We start from the raw sequence: 18697 nt of genomic DNA on the forward strand, positions 1-18697 counted from the left end.
GAACAAGATATTGACGCTCAGCCCTCAGGTGGTTAGCGTGAGCAGCAATACTGCCGATTTAACATGCATCAAATACAACACATCAAAACGATTTGCTTTATTATTAAGTTGCTTCATTAGAAACGTGCCGCCAGTGAAAACCCTGCGACCGATAGGATTTATACCCATATGCCTCAGCGCAAAATCAGTTTTTATCGCCTACTTCCATTAGCTACTCTGCTGTTGGCTGCTTGTAGCACTACGCCGCCACGCGGCCCTGCAACTAGCCCGACATCGCCACAATGGCGTCAACATGAGCAACAATTACAGCAACTGAGCCAATTCCAAACCCGTGGTGCTTTTGCTTATATATCTGATAAACAAAAAGTTTATGCCCGTTTCTTTTGGCAACAGACTACCCCTGAACGCTACCGCCTATTGCTCACCAACCCGTTGGGTAGCACCGAGCTTGAGTTAGTCGTGCAACCCGGTGTGACTCAGTTGACGGATAATCAAGGCAAGCGCTATGTCAGCGATGACCCACAAGAGATGATTCAAAAATTGACCGGAATGTCGATTCCGTTGGAGAGCTTACGCCAATGGATTCTAGGCTTGCCGGGAGATACCACTGACTTCATCCTTGACGATAAATACCGTCTGAAGCAACTGACTTACCGGCAAGATGGCGTGACATGGGTGGTTGATTATCAGGAATACAATACTCAGGTAACACCCGCATTGCCTAGCCGTATGGAATTAAGCCAAGGCGGGCAGCGCATCAAGCTAAAAATGGATAACTGGACGGCCAAATAGCATGACTATCACCAATCAACATGTCTGGCCGTCGCCCGCAAAGTTGAATTTATTTCTTTATATCACTGGGCAACGTGCTGATGGCTACCATCAGTTACAGACCTTGTTCCAGTTTCTCAATTATGGTGATGAACTCACTATCGTGCCGCGAGATGATAACCAGATTCGCTTGTTAACTCCCATTGCTGGTGTGGAAAATGAGCAGAATCTGATCGTTCGGGCAGCTCGCTTGCTACAACATCATCATAAACAGTCCGGTGTGATAAATATGCCACGCGGCGCGGATATCAGTATTGAGAAGCGTTTACCAATGGGCGGCGGACTGGGCGGTGGCTCTTCCAATGCCGCCACCGTGCTGGTCGCACTCAATATCTTGTGGCAATGTGGCTTATCTGATGAAGAATTAGCCGCCATAGGCCTAACATTGGGGGCCGATGTGCCAGTATTTGTGTACGGACATGCCGCCTTTGCCGAAGGAATTGGTGAAAAATTACAACCCGCAGAGCCGCCAGAGAAGTGGTATTTGGTCGCACACCCCGGTGTAAGCATCCCAACACCCATTATTTTTTCCGATCCTGAATTAAAAAGAAATACGCCAGTTCGCCCGCTGGCGGCGCTTTTAAGCGATCCTTACGCAAATGATTGCGAACCGATCGCAAGAAAACGTTTTCGCGAGGTTGAACAGGCTCTTTCATGGCTGTTAGAATATGCCCCGTCACGCCTAACCGGAACCGGCGCTTGTGTGTTCGCAGAATTCGACACTGAGTCTTCGGCCCGAGAGGTGTTAAGTATTGCCCCAGAGTGGTTGCACGGTTTTGTCGCCCGTGGCGTGAACGTTTCGCCATTGCATCGCGTACGCTCTGGGAACATTGTAAGCAGTGAGCACAGATAACGATTTACAGCGTTATGTAAGGTCGAAGTAATGGCCCCACAGACCTTGAGTTCTGAAATACTTGTCTCACTTGATTGAAAGCCGGTTCATAATGCTGTTTTAGGTTTGATGTGTTTTGGCTTTAAATACCCGTATGTATATTGCAGTCAGTATGTGTTAATCGCCCCTGATTACTGATCTGACAATATCTTCTCTGGACGCATGCCTGAGGTTCTTCTCGTGCCTGATATGAAGCTTTTTGCTGGTAACGCCACCCCGGAACTAGCACAACGTATTGCCAACCGTTTGTACACCAGTCTTGGTGACGCCGCTGTAGGTCGTTTTAGCGACGGCGAAGTGAGCGTGCAAATCAACGAAAATGTACGCGGTGGTGATATTTTCATCATCCAGTCCACCTGCGCACCCACGAACGATAACCTGATGGAACTGGTTGTCATGGTTGATGCCCTGCGTCGCGCCTCCGCAGGACGAATTACTGCTGTTATTCCTTACTTCGGTTACGCCCGTCAGGATCGCCGTGTGCGCTCCGCTCGTGTACCTATCACTGCCAAAGTTGTTGCCGATTTCCTCTCAAGTGTTGGGGTTGACCGCGTATTGACAGTGGACCTTCATGCTGAACAGATCCAAGGCTTCTTTGATGTTCCGGTTGATAACGTATTTGGTAGCCCAATTTTGCTGGAAGATATGTTGCAGCAAAATCTGGAAAACCCAATTGTTGTCTCTCCAGACATCGGCGGCGTTGTTCGTGCCAGAGCTATTGCAAAACTGCTGAACGATACTGATATGGCGATTATCGACAAGCGTCGTCCACGCGCTAACGTTTCTCAGGTGATGCACATCATCGGTGACGTTGCTGGCCGTGACTGCGTATTGGTTGACGATATGATCGATACCGGTGGCACTTTGTGTAAAGCGGCTGAAGCCTTGAAAGAACGTGGTGCCAAGCGTGTATTTGCTTACGCAACTCACCCGATCTTCTCTGGCAATGCGGTTGAAAACATCAAACATTCCGTTATCGACGAAGTGATTGTTTGTGACACCATTCCGCTGTCAGCTGAAATCAAAGCATTGAAAAACGTACGAACTCTGACATTGTCCGGTATGTTGGCTGAAGCTATCCGCCGTATCAGCAATGAAGAGTCAATCTCTGCGATGTTTGAACATTAATCAGTATTGAGTAATGAATCTGCGGTGCTGGCTGGCCGCAGCTCTAACGTGATCAGCCCCTTTCAGGGCATCACATTAGGTTATTCATTACTTTTTGATATTGTGCGATGAGAGAATTAAAGCAGATAAAGAAAAACCCGTTGAAGCGGATGCAACAACGGGTTTTCTACTCTTGATCGATAGGTTCTTGATCAGTTGATTCTTGGCCAATAGATCTTTGAGCCGTCATTTACCCCTCCCTAACATCAGCTCATTAAAAAGCCGTGACGATAGGTTGTATATTTGCTGCCTTTACCACCGTAACACTATCAATAATAGCTAAGCACGCTAATTGTTAAGAGTGACGCTGGTTACGATTGCAACGTTTATCAAAGTGTTTAACCCACCAATAACGGTCAGCCACTTCTTCACGCCCGCCAATACGTGCACCAACTAGCCATAACAGTGCCCCGACAAAAATACTCATCACTGCACCGTGGGCAAAGAATTGCGGTAAACCAAGTTGAGTGACTTCAGTTAGTATGGAGTAACCTACCCCACCGACCATTGTCACCAAACCCAGCCCCATCAGCACATTACCGAGCATTGCTGCGCTTTTACGTTTCATATGCCACCTCCACTTGGGTTGCCAATAAATAATCACCCAGCTACGCATCCCGACTGCTTGCTTAATGTGATTATTCATGTCCACTTAATAACCAAGTATAGTCAGGCTGGCGACAAAGGTATTGCGCTGGCGATCACAACTGGCAAATATATTCCAACAAATCTTTACATTATCCAGTCATTTGGCACTAAACTTGAATTATACAGATACGTAATTATTCACATTGTAAATTAGTTTACTTGTCATCTGTACCTAAAGTAATTGCCACGCTGGACTGCCGGCAGCGTCAAGCACCAACTATACAAACCTTGGTTTTGTTATTACGCGCCATGACAGGTAAACTGTCACACTTTAATTCCTTTAGTAATAGCGAATGACGACGTGAGCAGTATTAAATTAATCGTTGGGCTGGCAAATCCGGGCGCTGAATATGCCCAAACCCGCCATAATGCGGGAGCCTGGTATGTGGATTTATTGGCTGAACGCCATAATCAATCACTGAAAGAAGAGAGCAAATTCTTCGGTTATACCGCACGGTTAAATCTGGCAGGCCAGGATGTTCGCTTGCTGGTGCCCGCTACCTTTATGAATTTAAGTGGTAAAGCGGTTGCGGCGATGGCTGGATTTTATCGCATTTTACCAGAAGAAATTTTAGTCGCTCACGATGAGCTTGATATCCCACCGGGTGTGGCAAAATTGAAGCTGGGCGGCGGCAATGGCGGCCATAACGGTCTGAAAGATATTCAGAGCAGACTTGGGAATAACCCGAACTTCTATCGCCTACGCATTGGTATTGGCCATCCTGGCGATAAAAGCAAAGTGACCGGATTTGTTCTGGGTAAACCACCCGCAAGCGAACAAACGTTAATTGACGATGCCATTGATGAATCTATCCGCTGTACTGAAGTATTGCTGAAAGAAGACATCACCAAAGCAATGAATCGCCTGCATTCCTTTAAGGCAAGTGCATAGCCATTCATCAGGTTCCCCGGCTGGCTAATATGCCTCGGGGAACCCGCTTTTAACCCTCACTCATTTCGATTGCACAGCGCGTTGATCCCCTGCTGCCCTTCGCTCGTCAGTACCACCCCAGCAATAATCACCTTCACTCGCCCAAGAAAATTATTGCTCTTGGCATCATATTCACCAGCAATATCTTGTAGTTCGTCAGTGCAAAATAGCGACGCCCAATCCGCCGCCTTTTTCTTATTTTCTGCCAATTCGTGGCCACGTTCGAATTTGTCGTTTATGGCAGTAAAGGTCAGTTGAACACTATCAAAATCCTCATAAAGCGTATTTTTCTTATAGCCGACATATCTGACACTCTTGCCAGACTTATTTTCTATTTGCACACCATATTGGTCGACAAGCTGCGCAAAAGTGGGCCCTGCAGGTTCAATGTCTGCCGTTAGAAAGCGCATGCCCACAATACCTACCACTCCCCCAAACAGAATTACTATCAGCCATTTATAGATGCTCATTTCCATGGGGATTATCCAAATTCCTATGCAGACTCTAATGACTTGTTATCGGACATTAGCCAGAAAACTTCAGATAGCAGAAGCGTGATCTCGGACACAGAGTTAGAAAAATCAATTACCTATCGGCTATGGCAGCAAAAGTGATTCCGGCAACGCAAGAGCATGATCGAGATAAATCGTCATTATGTGTATAATGGCGGCATAAATTTTGATTACATCGGTTCGTTAAACCTAACGAGTTGATTTTTAAGTTATTTAAGGTGATATAAAACATGGGATTCAAATGCGGTATTGTGGGCCTACCTAACGTCGGTAAATCCACCCTGTTCAACGCGTTGACACAAGCGGGCATCGAAGCAGCTAACTTCCCGTTCTGCACCATTGAACCCAATACGGGTGTGGTGCCAATGCCGGACCCGCGTCTGGACCAATTAGCCGAGATTGTTAAACCTCAGCGTATCTTGCCGACCACTATGGAATTTGTTGATATCGCTGGCCTGGTTAAAGGGGCATCCAAAGGCGAAGGTTTGGGTAACCAATTCCTGACTAATATCCGTGAAACCGAAGCAATTGGCCACGTAGTTCGTTGTTTTGAAAACGATAATATCATCCATGTTGCTGGCAAAGTTGATCCAGTAGATGACATTGACACCATCAATACTGAACTGGCCCTTTCTGATTTAGAAACCTGTGAACGTGCGATGCATCGTGTACAGAAGAAAGCCAAAGGTGGCGATAAAGACGCTAAAGCCGAACTGGAAGCGTTGGAAAAATGCCTGCCACATTTAGAGAATGCTGGCATGCTGCGCGCGCTTGACCTAACAGCAGAAGATAAAGCGGCTATCCGTTATTTGAGCTTCTTGACGCTGAAACCGACCATGTACATTGCCAACGTCAATGAAGATGGCTTCGAAAATAACCCATATCTGGATCAAGTACGGGCTATCGCTGCGGCTGAAGGTTCTGTCGTCGTTGCAGTATGCGCTGCCGTTGAATCAGATATTGCCGAGTTAGAAGATGAAGACCGCGCCGAGTTTATGGCCGAGTTAGGTATTGAAGAACCGGGTCTGAACCGTGTTATTCGCGCAGGTTATGAATTGCTGAATCTGCAAACCTATTTCACCGCCGGTGTTAAAGAAGTTCGCGCCTGGACCATCCCTGTTGGTGCCACCGCACCACAAGCCGCCGGTAAAATTCATACCGACTTTGAGAAAGGCTTTATCCGTGCCCAAACTATCGCGTTTGACGACTTTATCACCTATAAAGGTGAACAAGGCGCGAAAGAAGCCGGAAAAATGCGTTCAGAAGGCAAAGAGTACATCGTAAAAGATGGCGACGTAATGAACTTCCTGTTTAACGTCTAAATAATTTCTGTTGACTCATGAGGTTTCATTAGATCTCACGATAATCACAAAACCCCATAAAATCCATGCAATTGCATGGATTTTTCTTTTCACAAGACCTCAACTAATCTCAATACAGCTCAGTCAAAAATGAGTACAGGAGTGAGTATAAAATACTTTTATCTTCTCTCAGGGTGAGTACAATAACGGTATAATAATTATACAGAGACAACGTTATGCTCACAGACACCCAGTGCCGTACTGCAAAGCCCAAAGAAAAGCTTTATCGCCTTAATGACACTAACGGCCTCTATCTGGAAGTTAAGCCCAACGGCAAGAAAGCCTGGCGTTATCGTTTCAAAATCAATGGAAAATCCAGCATGTTTGCTCTGGGTGAATATCCGCTCGTTAAACTGGTTGAAGCGCGTGAGAAATGTAAGCAGGCTCGCAAACTCGTCAGTGAAGGCATCAATCCCGCTCAGGCACGCCAGCTCGATAAGATCCGTAAAACCAATGAAGCAGCCAATACTTTTGAGGTCATCGCAAGAGAGTGGTTACAGATGAAGGATTGGGCTGAAATTACTAAAACACGCCGCCTTGATATGCTGGAGCGCGTTGTCTTCCCCGCTATCGGAAAGCTTCCTGTCAAAGAAATAACGCCACACCACATTTTGAGTATTCTGCAAAACACAGCTAAGCGTGGAGCACCTACCGTTGCTGCTGAAGCCAGACGCACCATTTCTGCCATCTTTGAGCTTGCCGTAGCTACACTACGCGCAGATAGCGATCCCGTTTGGCCTGTACGTAAGGCGTTACCCGCTAATAAAACTCAGCACAAGCCAGCCCTGACACCAGAGCAAATCGGTAAGTTATTAAGCAGCTTTGACAACACTCGATGCACTTATCAGGTAAATTATTGCATGTGGCTAATGTGGTGGACGCTGGCTCGCCCTGCAGAAGTGGCGGAAGCCGAGTGGGCTGAATTTGCTCTGGAAAAAGCACTATGGATTATTCCAGCAGAAAGAATGAAAGCTCGCCGCGACCACACCATTCCCCTACCCCATCAGGCCGTAGAAATGCTCACCGCACTCAAAGGAATAACAGGAAATCGCAAGCACCTGTTCCCCGGTCGCGACAATCGTCACGCTCCAATGACAACACATTCATTAAGACAGGCGCTTAAAACTCTGGGCTGGAGCGGCACCTATAGTCCTCATGCCACCAGAACTACTGGCAGCACTCGTTTAAATGAAATGGGTTACCGCGCTGACGCTATCGAAGCCCAGCTGGCACATGCTGATAAAAACAACGTTCGCAGGACTTATAACCATGCTACCTACCTTGATGAACGGCGAGTGATGATGCAGGATTGGGCGGATAAGTTGGATGGGTGGGTGCGTTAATCAACCGGAAGCAGGTCACCTAAAACCTGCCCCTTATTCCTGCAACAAAAAACGCTGCCATGAGCTTCAATTGCTGACTAACCTTGAGATTCAGGCAACCTATAAAACTCACCACCGTCCAAATAAGGCTTAAAAAAAGTGTTATAAACAGCTTGGTTATTAAAATCGAGTGACTCGTAGCCAAATATACGTGCTGGTGACATAAGTGGTTGAACTAGATCCTCATCCTTAGCATATTTTGATGTGAAAAATATTGAATTTCTGACCAGCTGTTTATTTTTCACTGAGCTAATCAGTGCGGAAGCGGGCATTATGGACCGACCAGACTTAAAAGAATGGTAGAACATCAGATCCTCCCGCAATGTTATCTGGTAAATCCCCGCAACACCTACAGACTCAGCTATATCGACCACGATGGTGTCGGTGCTTTTTCTACTTGGAATTTTCTTCCTGATTTTTATATGTAACAAAGAGTCCTCTGGAGTAACCGGCTTCTCTCCATTGATAGAAACTCTAAAATTGCGCCTCATTACGAGGTTTTGAAACTCGTCGCTATCATCCTTCGAAGATGCTTCACCGAGAATATCAGTGAAATCGATGTCCCCAGCGCCAAGCGTCGCATCCACAACAATCGGTAGAGTACTGTCACCAAAGCAAAGTTCTGCCAGTGCTCCATACCAAGGCTGGTCATAAGGTAGCAGCAGTGAATCATTGACAACAATTATGTAATGGGCTCCTTCTGGGACGTGCCCGGCCGATTTGTGAGTTTCGAATTGCTTCAATTTGGTTTTGATAGCTGATGTAACCGATAGCAAACGTTCACGAAATACAAAATCCCGCTCTTCAAGCTCTAACTTGCTCCGTCCAATAAGCTCTCTGATAGAATCTTGCGGGGTGGGAGTGACCACTTCAAAACAAAACGTCTCACCATTTTTCTCGGCGACAAAGTCTGGCCCAGCATCCTTGCTTGTAATATCGCCAAAGCCCATTCCTAAAAGCCGGTAGTAAAACAGCATCTCCGCCATCCGCTGGGAATATACATCGACATTAGGAAGCATGACTTGCTTATTGAACTGAGTATCCTTTAAGTCCGAAAACTTCAAGAAGAGGGACTCTAGACCTTTTATCATACAGTCTATTATCAGCTCCATGCGCTGACCGCTTTGGGGCGACTTATCAAAAAAATATGCGAATCTTGTGGTTAAGATATCCCGCCACTTGGTTTGAAGATAGGCTATACACAAATCGTTTGTTTTGTTCTTCTTTGTCGTTCCTTGCTTTGCGGAACTATACGTTTCACTACTTGGCATGACGTTAAGGCTCCCACAGTTAGGTCTCTGTTATAGCACAGTGTACTCTAAGTTCTTCAAAACAATCCTCAAATACTTATGCGTCCAATCTTTATTGACATCCAGCTTCCACAGACAGATAAAGCCATCATGCTCCAACGCACAGATCCCATGATGCTTGGCAACAAAATCATACACAGCCTGACTTTCCAGCCCCTGTAACATATGGGAAAGCAGCTTGCGGTGCATTTGCTGGGGCTGCCGCTTTTTTCCTTTACCTGATTTTTTGTACGTGCAGTTAAAACTCTGCCCTACAGCATTCTTCACGCACAGACCATAGCGGTTACGCGTTCCGGTGGTCAGATAATGATCCACAAGCTGATTTAAATCCTCTTTCAATGGCTTCATCAGCTTTTTCCAGCGTTTTAATACCCTTTCAGCCTCTGCCAGCCCCAGATTTTTATTTAAGTACTTTCTGGTTGAGCTTTTCAGTGAAAGACTAACTGTCCCAACGCTGAAAATAGCCGAAAAACGGAAGTTTTTTACCTTATCTTCACTAATCCCAAGTTTTTTACTGATATATGTAGTTTCAAGGCGTTTCAGGTTTTTCGGCGATATCCCTTTTAGTATCAGCTCATGACGCAAAATCTCCAGCTGGCATCCCTTGATATCATAGTTGTACCCCTTGCCCAAACAGGCTTCCTTCATTGCTCTGGGTAAGTACTGATACCCAGCTCCGTTCTCAAATGAACGACCGCCCAGCTTTGCTGTTTTATAAGACTGCCGATAAGCCACCACCAGCGGCTTATGGCTGATAATTTCTACCCCAACATCGCAAAGATGAGATATAAAGTTATGGTAATACCCCATATTTACTGACGTAGGATGTTGGTTGCAATAATCCCGCAGCGCATCCAGATTGATACAAAGGGGTTCAAGCTGGCTGTAGACCTGCTTTACTCGCTCACGAAACACCTTATCAGGGATATCGCGAACTGAAGTCTTGTGCTTCACTTTCATCTTTCCTGATGCAGCCTGAATCATTAAATCTTCCAGCGTCTGAGGATTCTGGCGCTTACCGTAGATATTCGTCAGATAGGTATAGCGATCTTCCCTTTGTAAGTAGTCTTTACGCTTCCCCGGAAACAGTTGCTTCAGAAAACGCTTTGATAATGCAAATTCACGGCACTTATGGTTTTTGACATCCTTAGGGATAATCTTTATCAAACCAGCCTGTTTTAGCTTTTCCAGTGCTCGATCAAAGGGCAGCTCTCTGCTTTGTTTAAAAACCCCAGCAGCATGTTTGTTACCTAACTGATAAGGAAAGGGTACTGAATAGGTCCATTTCTTGTTCCCTTCAAAACGAGCGCGTTTTTTAGTATTTCTGCTAGCCGTTGCACTACAGATTAGGTGCTGCAAAAATATAGCGATAGACGTGTAATAAGTCGGTTTACTCCGGCCATCATCACATTTATCAATGAGAATACTGAATACGATTTCTTTAAATTTCCTTAATGTAATCTCCGTTACTAGAATATTATTTTTAGTGCAGTACGCCTTCATTTTATTATCTCCATTACGCGAATTAACAATGCTTATTTACAATGCATTTTCATGACGCAATGAATTACGTAAGCGCACAAAGCACGCCATTAAATAATGACGTTACTCTAACAACGGTTTTTAATTGGTTATTTCAGAATGATTATAATTCTAGAAATGAAGATTTAGGCTGGCTAATAATATTATTGATACCGCTATAACGACTATCTATTAATTTAACTATATTCACATTCCCCATACTATAGCCATATAATATATACAGCTATCTCAAGAGGGCACCTCATATATATAGTCATACACATATGGATATCATTATATTTTTTTTAGCGCGTGATTTTTTCCAATAATACAGGCGTCCCTGCCCGTATGCTCTATTTATGATTTACTCAACCACTTTTATGCGATTCTCATACTTCCAGTATTGCGGTTTCCCCAAAATTCCTAGCCGTTCAATCACCTCAGGTAACTTGTCCCATAGCGCTTCTGCATCAAACAATTCAACCTCATACTTTACCAAAAGGCGGTTAAAGCGCTTTTTAGCCTGTTTTTTAGCTGTGCTGACAGATTCCCCGTTAACAACAGACGATGGCACATGTTTACGCCATGCTTGAGGAATACTCATTCCTTTATCTAACAGGCTTGCCAGCGCCGGATCTAGCCGCTTGTCTTCACGCAGTTGCTTACTGTAGAAAGCCAGCCGAGATGGCAAATTCACCATTCTATTCACCTTTCTCAGGGGCAACTCACCTTTCTCAGGCGACAAACGCAGCTCAAGGCGAAGGAATTCACGATATTGCTTGTATTCCAACTCAACAAGGGTTACCTGATAACGCTCCTCATCACTCAAATCGCTTACATCCACTTTTTCATAGCCTGCAACATACAATGTTGATTTAGGGCTTCCTATACGCATTCCTTCCATACCATTGTCAGAATCATAGACTTCCCCCGTACTCGTCCTCTCAAGGCTGATATAGAAGTCGTTCAGCTGCATATCGACGATATCTAACGCATAATCGACTCGTGTTATCCATGCTCTTTTCAGTACACGGTATAAATACTTACCTAACCGTCCTTTCTTACCCAGCCAGAGTAAAAGTTGTGTCAGCTCATCCGCTGTATAATGTTGCGGGCTGAGTTCCATACGCACAACACCGCGCTGAGTAATACCCTGCTTACCGCCATGCTGCTTTGAGGTGGGCTTGAAGTAGATCATCAACACTGCTGGGTGCCCTTTTGGCTTATCCCTGATGCGAATCTCAGCTACACTCTGGTACAAGTCTCCGCATTCACCTTTCACAGCTTTATGGCACCTAACACTATAAGGCGAACTGGAGCGACTCCTTGATGCAAACAAGCGAGCAAACAGCGCCTTATTGCCATCAGCACCCAATTCCGACACGAGAGCCAACTTATCCACCCGAGCGTACATCGGCTGCCCAAGTGATGTCGATCCCATAGAAACAGAATGGCGTAAAGTATCTACCCGCTGTTTGCTTACTTTCTTTTTACTCATATTTACTCCTTACGGGCAGGCATAACGCCTACCCGCAGGCAATAGCAATCCACGCCCTCTATAAAGAAATAGAGAGATAGTTACTATTGCTATTAATGAATTAAGTTATAGGTATCTTTATAGGGGTTATAACTTGCTACTAGATACGTTTTGCTTGCAGCTTTATTCAGTTGACGATACTTTCACAAGCTTTTCGATATGGGTTTCAACGTCTTCTAAACGCCATGCGACCCGCCGAGCACCGATGCGGAGCGGTTTTGGAAAGATTCCTGCTTTTACCTGACGATCAAGCGTCGCACGTGATACCGGATACAGTTTTAAGACATCGATTTTGGAAATCAATTGTACGTTTTTCATAGCATTTCGCCTTTATGAGTTACGCGCTCAATTCGCACGCCTCGACGATTTACTACTATTGATTTTTAGTGATTTTCTGGTTTTTATGACGGTCATAAATGCCAATTTTTAACATGTGACCGTCATAAGTAAGTTATTCCTGCAATCTCCGTCATATCTATTTTTTTGTCCACAAACACCATTTCCGCGCATGACCGTCATAAAAAGAAAAAACCTGAGATGACGGTCATGGATTTTATTTTATGACCGTCATAAGATGCAACTATAAGCCCCTTTGATAATCAACCTAACAAAGAAGATTTTCTCTATGAAAAATAACAAGCACGAGCAACCATCAAAATTGGCTAGGATAAAAGAAAAAAGCAGGGATAAATTAGTTAATAAATTCGGCCCACGAATGGAAATTAACTTACATTGTGATAGTCGGGAACGATTGCTAGAAATAGCTAGTTGGATTAATCAGGATAATTATTCTCATTTAACTCGCGGTCAAACCAATATATTTAGAAAAACAATTAACGATCTAATAAACATGTTCTATATAGACAATTTTTATATACCTAAGTCTAAGGAATCAAAAGTCTTAAAAGAAATTTACGAAAAATATCACGACTTAAAATTCAACTCTAAATTATCAATAATGAAAATAAAAAAATCCTTATCAGCAGAATTTCCCACGCCTCAAGATGTTGAAAAAAAGGACCTAACATTAAAAGATACTGCATGGAAAAATAAACAAATAGAATGCCTTCAAGATTACCATTGGGTTATTCAAACTATGGAAAAACTGGATGGTATTTCACGAGAAGATGTTAAAAACGCAAGCAAGAAGAAGTAAGACGTTGAATATTATCACTACGCCTGTCATACAGTACTGTCGTGCTGATATCACTATGCCCAGCCAATTGACGCACAATGTTGATATCAGCGCCCTGCTCCAACAAGCGGGTAATGAAGGTTCTACGTAAGTCATGAGGCGTGAATGGCTGTAATTCAGCCATATCCCTTAGTTGTTGCAAGATACTGGTGATCCCCGCTTCCGTCAGCGCTTTTTGCCCCGCTTGCCCATAGCGATGTATATGGGTAAAGAGAGCATCGCTGCCAGTATTCACTTTTATCCAACTACACAAAGCACGGGCAACTACAGGGGCAACGGTAATTTCCCGATATTTTCGCCCTTTTCCCCGGCGTATGGTGAGTGTTTGATTGGCAACACAGTAATCATCGATGCGTAGCACAACTAGCTCTCCAACCCGTAATCCAGCTCCACACAGCGTTAGAACAATGGCTTTATCACGCTGCTGGCGTATTTTTTGCGGATGCTGTTTTGTTGCTTGAATAAGTCGTTTTATCTCGTCCTTGCTCAATGCCCGACCTTTACGGTAACTATCACCTTTGACACGCTTAACGGTTCTAATACGCGTCAGACTGTCGGCATCAAGTAACTGTAAGTTAAATGCCGTCTGCGCAATGCCTTTCAGGGCTGCCAGCGTCATGTTTACAGTGGATGTTGCATATCCTTTGTCCAGTAACGTAGCTCGAACTTTTGCTACATGCACGTAGCGTAGTTGCATCCAATCGAAGTCATCAGCACGACTATCAGCTTTCAGTATTTCTGCACAGTTGTTTAGCAGAGAGTACATACTGCGTCGGCCACTAGGTGCCAAACCTCCCAGATAAATTGTCAGCGCCGTCTTTGATGTCGCTTTCTCTGAGCTAAATGACGTCAACTCGCTCTTATCACCATGATTCTTGGTCATTATACTTGTCCATTAATGCATATTAACAAAAGCCAGCATTACAGCTGGTCGCGCTCTGCCATCGATACAGTGCAGTCTCCTGCAACAATAAAATGATCCAATACCCTGACATCAATAAGCTCTAAAGCTTGTTTTAACTTTTTGGTAATGTGGCGATCTGAAGTACTGACCTCTGTACTACCGCTGGGATGGTTATGAACAAGAATGATTGCTGCTGCGTTATGCTGGAGTGCCAGTTTTACGACTTCACGTGGATAGATGTGTGTTTCATTCACTGAGCCATAAAACAGCTCACGCCAGACCTGTACGCGATTTTGATTGTCCAGTAAAACAACACCAAACACCTCATTTTCCCGTAAGGCCAACGTGAAAAGTAGAAAGTCACGTACATCATTAGGTGACGTTAGCTGCTTCCCCTTACGTACTGCTGCTCGAAGTAGCTTTCTTGCCTGCTCTATCAATAAATGTTCAGTTGAGGTCATGGCTGTTCCCCCTGCTCAATAAAGTAGATGGCGTCTTTGAATAACTGATATTTCCCCTGTTGATGACGTAGTGACCAACGATGCCGGTGAATATGCTTACGTGAACCACTGTCAAAAAAACACAACCAATCATCATCAATATACGTGACAACAGACCAGTGATACTGATCGCCCAGCAATATGACACCTTGGTTATGTTCAAGCCATTCCTGGCACTGCGCTAAAATGGCTTTCGTTGATACATTAGGCTGGGTAAGAAACGGACGGTAAACGGTGATGGGATAACGTTTGTAGCGGCTGGTTTGAAGGAAGTGCAGCAGACAATCTATTTGGGGAGATTCCATGCCGTTAGTAAGGTAATCGGCAATGCTACTGTGTTGACTGAGATGATGAACGAGCGCTCTGAACAGCGGCTTTCGTCGAACTTTTTGACCATAGAACCAATAAAGCGTATTGATGACACTGTAAAGCCCACAGAGGCTGTCCAGTTCACCCTGTTTTGCAGGGGTTAAAAGTGTTGCTTGAAATTTTTCCATTGTTGAGTCACATATCTGTTGCTCATGACGTCATGAATAAGGTTTTACGCGTATTACTTAAATTTATCGTTTTAAATATCGTCCTATCTCAACATTCCCATTGGACAGAGACTGAATAAATTTTCATTTTCCAATATTGAATAAAGTTACGTTGCCACAGTTCAAATAACGCTCCTCCTTCTTCAGGATCTAAATCCCCCATCAGATAATGCCAGACATATTCCTGCCTCCATCTGATATCCATTTCTTTTTCCAGCTCAGGCCATACTGCGCCCATAAAACTGAAGTCAGTGAGATAATCAAATTGCCAGCCATCATTACACCGTATTAGACGGATCTCTACCGGATGAAATCCCCCACTCTCTGCGGTATATTGAGAGTCTCGGAAATTAAGTATTACTGCATGGTGATTTACTTCAATTTTGGATGGTAAAGAAACAATCCTTTTCAAAATAGAAAGAAAAGCCTGACTCATGGGTAAATTCAGCCCTGACTGTTTAAAAGCCATTATATTTTCCATAATGTATTTCCATTAATTAACGTGAAATAGAAAAGATAATTAATCACTTATTAAATAAACACTCACCTCCGCTTGAAAAATTTATTTCCCAGATTTTAGACAACAGCAAACCTCCCAATGAGAGGATAATAAAATATTTGTTTATTTGTGAGTAAATGACATGTGGCAAAGCATTTTAAAAAATGTATTTTGCCAACATTGATAATTATACCATCTATATAATTAAAGTCAAAAATAAATTATTTAAAAATCAGATGGTTATAGTCATTATGACATTCTTCAGGGCTTAGTAGATAAATCCTCCGCCACTAACACCAGCGCCTGTTGTAAAATTTTTTCACGTGATGCAGGCGTCATCGATTTAAACAGCTGTATCCAAAGATTCAGTTGTTCGTCAGATGAAATCTGCACAGCCGAGCGCTCACTTTTTAGCGACATACTTGCGGCGCTGATATGATATTCAAACCCTTTTCCCTGAGTTCTCTTTCGCTTAATACCCGGATGTATGGCAGCCAGCTTTTCCAGTCGCAAACGAGCACCTTTGGCAGTACCGGGCATCCCTTTCATTCCCACAAAATTAGCTACTGATAACCATTCGCCACTTTCATTGGAAGCATTATTGTCTGATATATGTAATTTTTTATCTTGACGTGTCATAAAAATATCACCAGATATCAAAGCATTAAAACAAAAGAGCACAAAAACAATAAAAAGATACTTGAAAAGTTCTCTTTGTTCGCTTTTAATATCAATGTAATGAATCAGTGGAGTTAATACCGTGAATAACTCACTAGCATCGCAAAAAAAACGAACTAAGGGAAGTCAGCAGGACTGGCATAGAGCAGATATTGTGGCTGCTTTGCATAAACGTGGGCTCACATTATCACAGCTTTCACGCGATCAGGGACTGGCTGCAAGAACATTAAACAATGCCTTTGAACGACACTATCCAAGGGCAGAAAACCTAATAGCACAGGCTTTGGGGGTAACACCTGAAGAGATCTGGCCAAGTCGTTATCATGGGAAAAAAGCCAAAAGGATACTTGAATGAGTACTTCTGTCAGGGATGTTGTTTCAAGCTTCGATTACCTGTTTTCTTCACTTTATAGACGTGAATTTGTCAAAACACTACGCCTGAATGAGTGTAACGAAAGGGAACTTTTACCACTGGTAAGGTGCTACCTTTTAGGCTGGTTTGGCGACAACCTCACACCAGAAGTACAGGCACAGCTACCGGGTGCGTTGATGGGCAATGGCTACATTGATTTTGTCATTGATGATGTCGCAGTGGAATTTGCCGTCAGGCGTCCCGATGCCCCTAAAGCAACACTCTCCGCATACGTGAACGCGACTGAAATGAAAAAGCTGATGAAGTACGACGGTAAAGCCTTGCTAGTACTCTTCGACTTCTCAACTACACCATTTACAGAACAGCAGATTGAAGCTTTCAGAGACTGGCCTTCATTGGGACAAGGAAACCATAAAAATCCGCTTTCAACGTTGCCTACTTTTACGTAGAGAAACGGCGACCGCTGACGACGGGGAAAATTATCAAGAACATTCAGATAAATTAGGTATTTTTATAACAAAGGAAGGACACTATGAGTCTGTTAACCGGTGTAATCATTGGTACCCTTGCTGTATGTACATGGCAGGTAATTCAGCTTACTCGCCGGGTTGAGAAGCTAGAGGATGCGCAAAACAAGCCCTCAACATCACCGGAAAACCAAACACAGCCACTTTCATCATCGAATGATAATTCATCTGGGTAAGTAAGTTAAATTTCAGACATCGTAATTCACTGAACAAAATCATTGCCAATAGTGAGGGTAAATATATGTCTGAAAACAACAGCCAAGTAACCAAACAACTTGGAAATAAAAACCCTAAAATAGTTCCGTTATATTGCTTGGCAATTAATCTTATCTTAAATAAAGGATTGAGATTAGTTAATCCTAAAATAATACAACGCCACTTCAATATTGATTATAGCCATGCCACGCGTATTTATAAGAAAATTAAAAATAATAATCCACCCATTAAATAAGGAATTAATATGTCAATTTTTAATAAGTTAAAAGAGCATCAAAAAAATAGCGAAGAGCAAGCTAACATTGGTTTCCAAACGATGCTTAATGGAAAGTGGGGATTAGCAAAAACGTTCTGGCTGTACTGGTTTTTGCTATATGTTGTTATTGGAATTTTTTGTATTTTTGTTGAAAAAACCTTTCAGATACTTCTATTAGATGTAGCCTCTATTTACGTAGGCATCACTGCGTTTAAAGGAGTCAGGAACACATTAACAGCAACAAATAAAGGCTGGCGAATAACAGCACTCGTTATTATTGGATTATTCATTATTTTAGATGTGCTAGGACTATTGTGGGATTTATTCCAAGATCAAATCATTGCTTACTTAGGATAGATATAATGAACACTAAACTTATTTTTCTGCTTGTTGCTACCGTCGTTCTTTCTGGCTGTGATACCGGAACACCAAAATGCAATAGTGAGGATGCCCGAAATCTTGTAATCAACATCGCTCAAGAGCAGATAGACAAACAGATAGCAGCGATGAGGAATTCTCAGCTATCGGGATTGGTTCCCAAAAACATGGGTGCTCTAAAGCTTTCGGTTACCAATGTCAGAACAATGAGTCATGATTCAAAGCTAGGTATTTATCAGTGTGCTGCTGATTTAGAATTTTCCACAAATGATAAAAGGCTTCCGATTACATATAGCATACAAAAAACGGATGATAGCGACGGCCAGTTTTATATCAATGTGTATGGATTATAATGATCTGATCTATTTCCCTCAAAATATTGACGTAATTAAGAGTGAATTATGCAAAAACTTCAGCGCGTCATGAAAAACATGACCAACAAGAGTTTTTGATGCCGTTAGTTCGAGAATGGATAATACAAAGACAGTTAACCAATATCACTATTTCTAAGATATTACGACACTTTCGTATTGGCTATAACCG

The 18697-nt window shown here is 43.4% G+C and carries 23 protein-coding genes and 1 pseudogene; 13 read left to right on the forward strand and 11 right to left on the reverse strand.

Annotated features, from left to right (window positions below):
- The first annotated feature begins 168 nt into the window (after positions 1-168).
- From lolB to prs, 3 genes are all read left to right on the forward strand, one after another.
- A complete protein-coding gene (gene lolB / locus N0H69_RS15345; protein ID WP_050107280.1) occupies positions 169-792 on the forward strand; it encodes a lipoprotein insertase outer membrane protein LolB in 624 nt (207 codons plus the stop codon).
- 1 nt (position 793) lies between these two features.
- Positions 794-1684 (forward strand): 4-(cytidine 5'-diphospho)-2-C-methyl-D-erythritol kinase, encoded by an 891-nt coding sequence (ispE, locus tag N0H69_RS15350; protein WP_050151719.1) that lies wholly within the window; start codon positions 794-796, stop codon positions 1682-1684.
- A gap of 219 nt (positions 1685-1903) precedes the next feature.
- On the forward strand, positions 1904-2851 hold the full coding sequence (prs, locus tag N0H69_RS15355; protein WP_004390739.1) for a ribose-phosphate diphosphokinase: 948 nt from the start codon (positions 1904-1906) through the stop codon (positions 2849-2851).
- Between the two features lie 334 nt (positions 2852-3185).
- Here the strand turns inward: prs and ychH are convergent, their stop codons facing one another.
- Positions 3186-3458: a stress-induced protein YchH gene (ychH, locus tag N0H69_RS15360; RefSeq protein WP_050107282.1), complete on the reverse strand. Its 273-nt coding sequence runs from the start codon at positions 3456-3458 to the stop codon at positions 3186-3188.
- A gap of 381 nt (positions 3459-3839) precedes the next feature.
- On the opposite strand from ychH, the gene pth reads away from it, so the two are divergent.
- The gene (pth, locus tag N0H69_RS15365) at positions 3840-4430 is read left to right on the forward strand and encodes an aminoacyl-tRNA hydrolase (protein WP_050107283.1); all 591 of its coding nucleotides are present in this window, start codon (positions 3840-3842) and stop codon (positions 4428-4430) included.
- A 56-nt stretch (positions 4431-4486) separates the two neighbouring features.
- Here pth and N0H69_RS15370 read toward each other — a convergent pair whose 3' ends face one another.
- Positions 4487-4945 carry a hypothetical protein gene (locus N0H69_RS15370; RefSeq protein ID WP_050122124.1) on the reverse strand — a complete coding sequence of 153 codons (459 nt, stop codon included), beginning with the start codon at positions 4943-4945 and terminating at the stop codon, positions 4487-4489.
- Positions 4946-5211: 266 nt separating this feature from the next.
- Between N0H69_RS15370 and ychF the strand changes: the two genes are divergently transcribed.
- Positions 5212-6303 carry a redox-regulated ATPase YchF gene (ychF, locus tag N0H69_RS15375; protein ID WP_050122122.1) on the forward strand — a complete coding sequence of 364 codons (1092 nt, stop codon included), beginning with the start codon at positions 5212-5214 and terminating at the stop codon, positions 6301-6303.
- A gap of 215 nt (positions 6304-6518) precedes the next feature.
- On the forward strand, positions 6519-7685 hold the full coding sequence (locus N0H69_RS15380) for a tyrosine-type recombinase/integrase (protein ID WP_050151718.1): 1167 nt from the start codon (positions 6519-6521) through the stop codon (positions 7683-7685).
- Between the two features lie 77 nt (positions 7686-7762).
- On the opposite strand, the gene N0H69_RS15385 is transcribed toward N0H69_RS15380, so the two are convergent.
- The 4 genes from N0H69_RS15385 to N0H69_RS15400 form a co-directional block, all read right to left on the reverse strand.
- A complete protein-coding gene (locus N0H69_RS15385) occupies positions 7763-8995 on the reverse strand; it encodes a hypothetical protein (protein WP_050151717.1) in 1233 nt (410 codons plus the stop codon).
- Positions 8996-9025: 30 nt separating this feature from the next.
- Positions 9026-10537: a hypothetical protein gene (locus N0H69_RS15390; protein WP_050151716.1), complete on the reverse strand. Its 1512-nt coding sequence runs from the start codon at positions 10535-10537 to the stop codon at positions 9026-9028.
- Positions 10538-10919: 382 nt separating this feature from the next.
- Positions 10920-12053 carry a hypothetical protein gene (locus N0H69_RS15395; protein WP_050151715.1) on the reverse strand — a complete coding sequence of 378 codons (1134 nt, stop codon included), beginning with the start codon at positions 12051-12053 and terminating at the stop codon, positions 10920-10922.
- A gap of 162 nt (positions 12054-12215) precedes the next feature.
- Entirely contained in the window at positions 12216-12410 is a 195-nt protein-coding gene (locus N0H69_RS15400) for a helix-turn-helix transcriptional regulator (protein WP_050151713.1), read from the reverse strand.
- Between the two features lie 307 nt (positions 12411-12717).
- On the opposite strand from N0H69_RS15400, the gene N0H69_RS15405 reads away from it, so the two are divergent.
- The gene (locus N0H69_RS15405; RefSeq protein WP_050151712.1) at positions 12718-13248 is read left to right on the forward strand and encodes a hypothetical protein; all 531 of its coding nucleotides are present in this window, start codon (positions 12718-12720) and stop codon (positions 13246-13248) included.
- On the opposite strand, the gene N0H69_RS15410 is transcribed toward N0H69_RS15405, so the two are convergent.
- The 5 genes from N0H69_RS15410 to N0H69_RS15430 form a co-directional block, all read right to left on the reverse strand.
- A complete protein-coding gene (locus N0H69_RS15410; RefSeq protein ID WP_080994253.1) occupies positions 13223-14170 on the reverse strand; it encodes a tyrosine-type recombinase/integrase in 948 nt (315 codons plus the stop codon). The genes N0H69_RS15405 and N0H69_RS15410 overlap by 26 nt on opposite strands.
- Before the next feature lie 38 nt (positions 14171-14208).
- Positions 14209-14652 (reverse strand): RadC family protein, encoded by a 444-nt coding sequence (radC, locus tag N0H69_RS15415; protein ID WP_050151711.1) that lies wholly within the window; start codon positions 14650-14652, stop codon positions 14209-14211.
- On the reverse strand, positions 14649-15188 hold the full coding sequence (locus N0H69_RS15420) for a hypothetical protein (protein ID WP_050151710.1): 540 nt from the start codon (positions 15186-15188) through the stop codon (positions 14649-14651). Before N0H69_RS15420 ends, radC begins: the two co-directional genes overlap by 4 nt.
- 88 nt (positions 15189-15276) lie before the next feature.
- Positions 15277-15708, reverse strand: a complete 432-nt coding sequence (locus N0H69_RS15425; RefSeq protein WP_172665449.1) for a DUF2787 family protein — start codon at positions 15706-15708, stop codon at positions 15277-15279.
- A 279-nt stretch (positions 15709-15987) separates the two neighbouring features.
- Positions 15988-16365 (reverse strand): hypothetical protein, encoded by a 378-nt coding sequence (locus N0H69_RS15430; RefSeq protein ID WP_151419997.1) that lies wholly within the window; start codon positions 16363-16365, stop codon positions 15988-15990.
- Positions 16366-16486: 121 nt separating this feature from the next.
- Here N0H69_RS15430 and N0H69_RS15435 point away from each other — a divergent pair, with 121 nt between their 5' ends.
- The 6 genes and pseudogenes from N0H69_RS15435 to N0H69_RS15460 all read left to right on the forward strand — a co-directional run bounded on the left by N0H69_RS15435 (position 16487) and on the right by N0H69_RS15460 (position 18507).
- Entirely contained in the window at positions 16487-16759 is a 273-nt protein-coding gene (locus tag N0H69_RS15435) for a helix-turn-helix domain-containing protein (protein WP_050151709.1), read from the forward strand.
- Positions 16756-17282: pseudogene (locus tag N0H69_RS15440) on the forward strand (hypothetical protein). Before N0H69_RS15435 ends, N0H69_RS15440 begins: the two are co-directional and overlap by 4 nt.
- Positions 17283-17309: 27 nt before the next feature.
- Positions 17310-17480, forward strand: coding sequence for a hypothetical protein (locus tag N0H69_RS15445; RefSeq protein ID WP_155412579.1), 171 nt, complete (start codon positions 17310-17312; stop codon positions 17478-17480).
- A gap of 65 nt (positions 17481-17545) precedes the next feature.
- Entirely contained in the window at positions 17546-17755 is a 210-nt protein-coding gene (locus N0H69_RS15450) for a hypothetical protein (RefSeq protein ID WP_050151708.1), read from the forward strand.
- A 9-nt stretch (positions 17756-17764) separates the two neighbouring features.
- Positions 17765-18133, forward strand: coding sequence for a hypothetical protein (locus tag N0H69_RS15455; protein WP_050151707.1), 369 nt, complete (start codon positions 17765-17767; stop codon positions 18131-18133).
- A gap of 5 nt (positions 18134-18138) precedes the next feature.
- Positions 18139-18507 (forward strand): hypothetical protein, encoded by a 369-nt coding sequence (locus N0H69_RS15460; protein WP_050151706.1) that lies wholly within the window; start codon positions 18139-18141, stop codon positions 18505-18507.
- Positions 18508-18697: the final 190 nt, after the last annotated feature.

Origin of the sequence: Yersinia alsatica, assembly GCF_025133195.1 — a bacterium.
Classification (GTDB): Bacteria; Pseudomonadota; Gammaproteobacteria; order Enterobacterales; family Enterobacteriaceae; genus Yersinia; species Yersinia alsatica.

Bases quoted from the DNA above. Each gene is read 5' to 3' on its own strand.
- ychH (WP_050107282.1), bottom strand. From the start codon at position 3,458: ATGAAACGTAAAAGCGCAGCAATGCTCGGTAATGTGCTGATGGGGCTG.
- N0H69_RS15370 (WP_050122124.1), bottom strand. From the start codon at position 4,945: ATGGAAATGAGCATCTATAAATGGCTGATAGTAATTCTGTTTGGGGGA.
- N0H69_RS15420 (WP_050151710.1), bottom strand. From the start codon at position 15,188: ATGGAAAAATTTCAAGCAACACTTTTAACCCCTGCAAAACAGGGTGAA.
- N0H69_RS15455 (WP_050151707.1), top strand. From the start codon at position 17,765: ATGTCAATTTTTAATAAGTTAAAAGAGCATCAAAAAAATAGCGAAGAG.
- N0H69_RS15390 (WP_050151716.1), bottom strand. From the start codon at position 10,537: ATGAAGGCGTACTGCACTAAAAATAATATTCTAGTAACGGAGATTACA.
- N0H69_RS15400 (WP_050151713.1), bottom strand. From the start codon at position 12,410: ATGAAAAACGTACAATTGATTTCCAAAATCGATGTCTTAAAACTGTAT.
- ispE (WP_050151719.1), top strand. From the start codon at position 794: ATGACTATCACCAATCAACATGTCTGGCCGTCGCCCGCAAAGTTGAAT.
- N0H69_RS15425 (WP_172665449.1), bottom strand. From the start codon at position 15,708: ATGGAAAATATAATGGCTTTTAAACAGTCAGGGCTGAATTTACCCATG.
- N0H69_RS15385 (WP_050151717.1), bottom strand. From the start codon at position 8,995: ATGCCAAGTAGTGAAACGTATAGTTCCGCAAAGCAAGGAACGACAAAG.
- lolB (WP_050107280.1), top strand. From the start codon at position 169: ATGCCTCAGCGCAAAATCAGTTTTTATCGCCTACTTCCATTAGCTACT.
- ychF (WP_050122122.1), top strand. From the start codon at position 5,212: ATGGGATTCAAATGCGGTATTGTGGGCCTACCTAACGTCGGTAAATCC.
- N0H69_RS15395 (WP_050151715.1), bottom strand. From the start codon at position 12,053: ATGAGTAAAAAGAAAGTAAGCAAACAGCGGGTAGATACTTTACGCCAT.
- N0H69_RS15405 (WP_050151712.1), top strand. From the start codon at position 12,718: ATGAAAAATAACAAGCACGAGCAACCATCAAAATTGGCTAGGATAAAA.
- radC (WP_050151711.1), bottom strand. From the start codon at position 14,652: ATGACCTCAACTGAACATTTATTGATAGAGCAGGCAAGAAAGCTACTT.
- N0H69_RS15450 (WP_050151708.1), top strand. From the start codon at position 17,546: ATGTCTGAAAACAACAGCCAAGTAACCAAACAACTTGGAAATAAAAAC.
- N0H69_RS15430 (WP_151419997.1), bottom strand. From the start codon at position 16,365: ATGACACGTCAAGATAAAAAATTACATATATCAGACAATAATGCTTCC.
- N0H69_RS15380 (WP_050151718.1), top strand. From the start codon at position 6,519: ATGCTCACAGACACCCAGTGCCGTACTGCAAAGCCCAAAGAAAAGCTT.
- N0H69_RS15445 (WP_155412579.1), top strand. From the start codon at position 17,310: ATGAGTCTGTTAACCGGTGTAATCATTGGTACCCTTGCTGTATGTACA.
- N0H69_RS15410 (WP_080994253.1), bottom strand. From the start codon at position 14,170: ATGACCAAGAATCATGGTGATAAGAGCGAGTTGACGTCATTTAGCTCA.
- N0H69_RS15460 (WP_050151706.1), top strand. From the start codon at position 18,139: ATGAACACTAAACTTATTTTTCTGCTTGTTGCTACCGTCGTTCTTTCT.